This window comes from Kosmotoga sp. DU53, from assembly GCF_001639905.1.
Taxonomy (GTDB): domain Bacteria; phylum Thermotogota; class Thermotogae; order Petrotogales; family Kosmotogaceae; genus Kosmotoga; species Kosmotoga olearia.
Genome location: NZ_JGCK01000030.1, coordinates 1 through 3077 on the forward strand (window position 1 = coordinate 1; position 3077 = coordinate 3077).

A 3077-nucleotide genomic window follows, 5' to 3' on the forward strand; every position below is an offset into this window, starting at 1 on the left:
AAGATATGTAATCTCAAATTCCTCGATTCCCCACCACTCAGGCAATGCTTGGAATGAAGTAATTCACCAGAAAATTAAGTCTACTCTCTGGAGTTTCATAGGTTCCATACATCTCCAGTTCCTGGATAATATTCTCAACCGGAATGCCATTGATCTTTGTTACAATGGCTCCGACTGGCAGTTCGCAGACTGAATTGATCACCACCGCTTTATCTTTTACCCTATGCAACCTAAACGGAAATACTCTTATTACCGCATCTGATGGCGGTTGCAAGAAAGAATGTTGGTCGTGAAGAGTGGCTACTAATGGAGCAGCTATCTTGTAGAACTCAGACCATGTCATATCATGGTCTAATTGAGCTCTTTTCTCTTCGACAAGATTCCAGAATTCGGTTTCATCTACCTTTAGCCAGGGGTTGTAATACTCTTCAACGATTTTGGAAACGAGAAAATCTAAATCCTCCCTCAACTGTTCGGGAGTAAAAAGCTTTTCGGCTATTGTGAAAGTGGAAATGAGTAAAAGGATCACTATGAGTATGTATCTCGCTTTATTCACTTTAATCCCTCCTTTTTGTCATTAACGAAAATAGGAGGAGAGCTCTTAAATTGAATCTCAGTCATAAAGAACACTTAAAATAAACACTTGTAATCTAATCCAAATACATTTAGGAGAAATTTTCTTTTCACGGAGTATCACAAACATCAAGACTGCCGCATTCATCTAGCATACCTGGTGGACATGTATCTCCACATGGTGCATCCTTTTCAGGTCCACAATCGAACAGAGTCTCGGTAACGGGACACCTAAGAGTTTTAGGCTTATCCGGTCCGTTCAGTGGAATAATTTTGTAATCCATATTCAGTCTCCCCCTTTTCTTCTTTTGCTCTCCTCCGAAACATTTGACTTAAGCGATCACATATTTAGTAATTAATAAAACAAAGGGAAAAACACGAAACTCTTACCCAAAAGCGATGTAGTATAGTATTCAATCTCTCTGTTTATGTAATGATTCATATTCACTTCACCTCCATACCCTTTCATTCTTCTGATGCCCTTTCAACAATTCGCAGAGCTTCGTCAAGCATAGAATCAGCTTCACCAATTATCCATGAAATCTTTTCCTCATGTCTTCCCTCTTCAAGAAGCAAAATCCTCGCTTTTGACAGATTTGCATTGTATTTTTGATTGACGTTTTCTTTATTTGGGGAATTTACTAAAAACTGCTAACAGACCCCTTTTACAAAATTCTCTACGCAATCTCTATTTTCATGCACCAGCAGTTCGCCCACTTTTATGCCATTGTGTATAGCTATTATCCTGTCCATTTTCTTCAAATCTTCTATCTCATGTGTTGCAAAAATGACTATCTTCTCTTTTCCAAGCTCGTTCACTATCTTGTGTATTCCACCTCTCGTCTTTATATCTATCCCCGCACATGGCTCGTCAAATATGTATACTTTAGCTTCTTTCAGCAGCGCCCTCGCTATGTCCAGCCTTCTCTTCAGTCCTTTTGATAACTCCATGTATCTTATTTTTCCGTATTCCTCAAGCCCCGTCTTTTCTATCACTTTTTCTACTTTTTTCTTTAACTCCTTCCCTACAAGTCCGTTCAACATCCCAAAGAATTCAAGGTTTTGTTTGACAGTTAATCTGTAATAAAAGCTCCTTTCCATTCCAGTGGATATGGTTATGTTTTTCCTTGCATATTTGTTGTTTTTGATGATATTTACTCCTTCAAGGGTAACCGTCCCCTCATCTGGCAACAAAAATGTGGCAATGATTTTTAGTAGCGTTGTCTTCCCCGCACCATTCTCTCCAAATATCGCTACTTTTTTCCCGGTTTCTATCTTTAGACTCACACCTTTCAACGCTTCTATCCCGTTTTTGTATTTTTTCTTCACACCTAGCACTTCAAGCATTCCATCTCACCTTCAATACCATACAAGAGTTCCTTCTTTTTGTGCTTTGCGCAGGTTGGTTTGGAATACTATTATTCCCAAGGGTAGTAAAAGTATGCCCATGACTATTAATATTAACAATCCGTCTTTTATCTGAGTCAGTGTGTATCCTTTTATTAGCGTTTTTCTCGATAAATCCATTCCAAATGTAGTGGGAAGAAAATACGACACAGGTCTTATCCATGTTGGCAGTATTTCGACGGGAAAATATATGCCTGAAAATATTCCTGCTGTCGTTGAGTATATCCATCCTATGGGATCACCTCTCTTTGTTACCACCACCATAGCAGCGCTCAAAAGACCGATACCGGAAAGAGGAAACATCGTTACTATCAGCACCACGAAAGTTGCAAATATATTGGGTGTTATATGCACTGAAAATAACCACACAAGGGCAAAGAACATGATAATAATATTTATACTTGTGAACATAAAAGAGCTCAGAAAATTGAAGGTAAAAAGTTCCCAGAAAGGTGTTTCGGAAAGAAGAAGATATTCCAGCGTGCCCATTGATTGCTCACGCTGGATAGATGCTTTGAAAGTGGAAAGAGCAAGGTTCGTATATGACATGAAAACGGTACCTGTAATAAAATAAGCAAGGACATCACCTCCGTATTTTTCTATCATAGGAAAGTAATTGCCACCTGCTATGAACTTACCAATAAGTCCAAATTGGATTATTCCCACAAATCCACTGAGAAACCCAAGAACAAGCTGTACCCTGTAAGAGAGCCATATCGCTATGTCTCTTCTAAAAAAGTAGCAAAATTTGTATATTAATGCTTTCACTTTTAATCAACTCCCGTGATTGGTTATTGCGACTTTGTTTATTCGTTTTATCGATAGCCATGTTAATAACGCAAGCCACATTGCTCCGTACATCAATGCCTTTTTAGGATCATCAAGCCAGAACATATCAACAAGAACTTTCAAAAATTTGCTGTCTTTAAAATTGAGCATCAAAAAGAATGTGAGTTTCATGGCTATGAATATAATCCCTGCTGACATAATGCTGCCAATCATCAGTTTCCCAGGTAGAAAAGTCGTTATCAGCACAGCCAGCGCAACGTATACCATCGTTTTCAAGATATTGGAACTTACTTCTTCAAGCGCTTTTG

At 38.5% G+C, this 3077-nt stretch carries 5 protein-coding genes; all 5 read right to left on the reverse strand.

Annotated features, from left to right (window positions below):
- Positions 1-37: 37 nt before the first annotated feature.
- A complete protein-coding gene (locus tag DU53_RS04010) occupies positions 38-556 on the reverse strand; it encodes a hypothetical protein (protein WP_063727639.1) in 519 nt (172 codons plus the stop codon).
- Positions 557-683: 127 nt separating this feature from the next.
- Entirely contained in the window at positions 684-857 is a 174-nt protein-coding gene (locus DU53_RS12445; RefSeq protein ID WP_015868151.1) for a hypothetical protein, read from the reverse strand.
- A gap of 367 nt (positions 858-1224) precedes the next feature.
- A complete protein-coding gene (locus DU53_RS04015) occupies positions 1225-1920 on the reverse strand; it encodes an ATP-binding cassette domain-containing protein (RefSeq protein WP_015868152.1) in 696 nt (231 codons plus the stop codon).
- A gap of 12 nt (positions 1921-1932) precedes the next feature.
- On the reverse strand, positions 1933-2748 hold the full coding sequence (locus DU53_RS04020) for an ABC transporter permease (RefSeq protein WP_015868153.1): 816 nt from the start codon (positions 2746-2748) through the stop codon (positions 1933-1935).
- 6 nt (positions 2749-2754) lie between these two features.
- Positions 2755-3077 (reverse strand): hypothetical protein (locus DU53_RS04025; protein WP_082853810.1); only part of this gene is annotated, 323 nt, incomplete at its 5' end.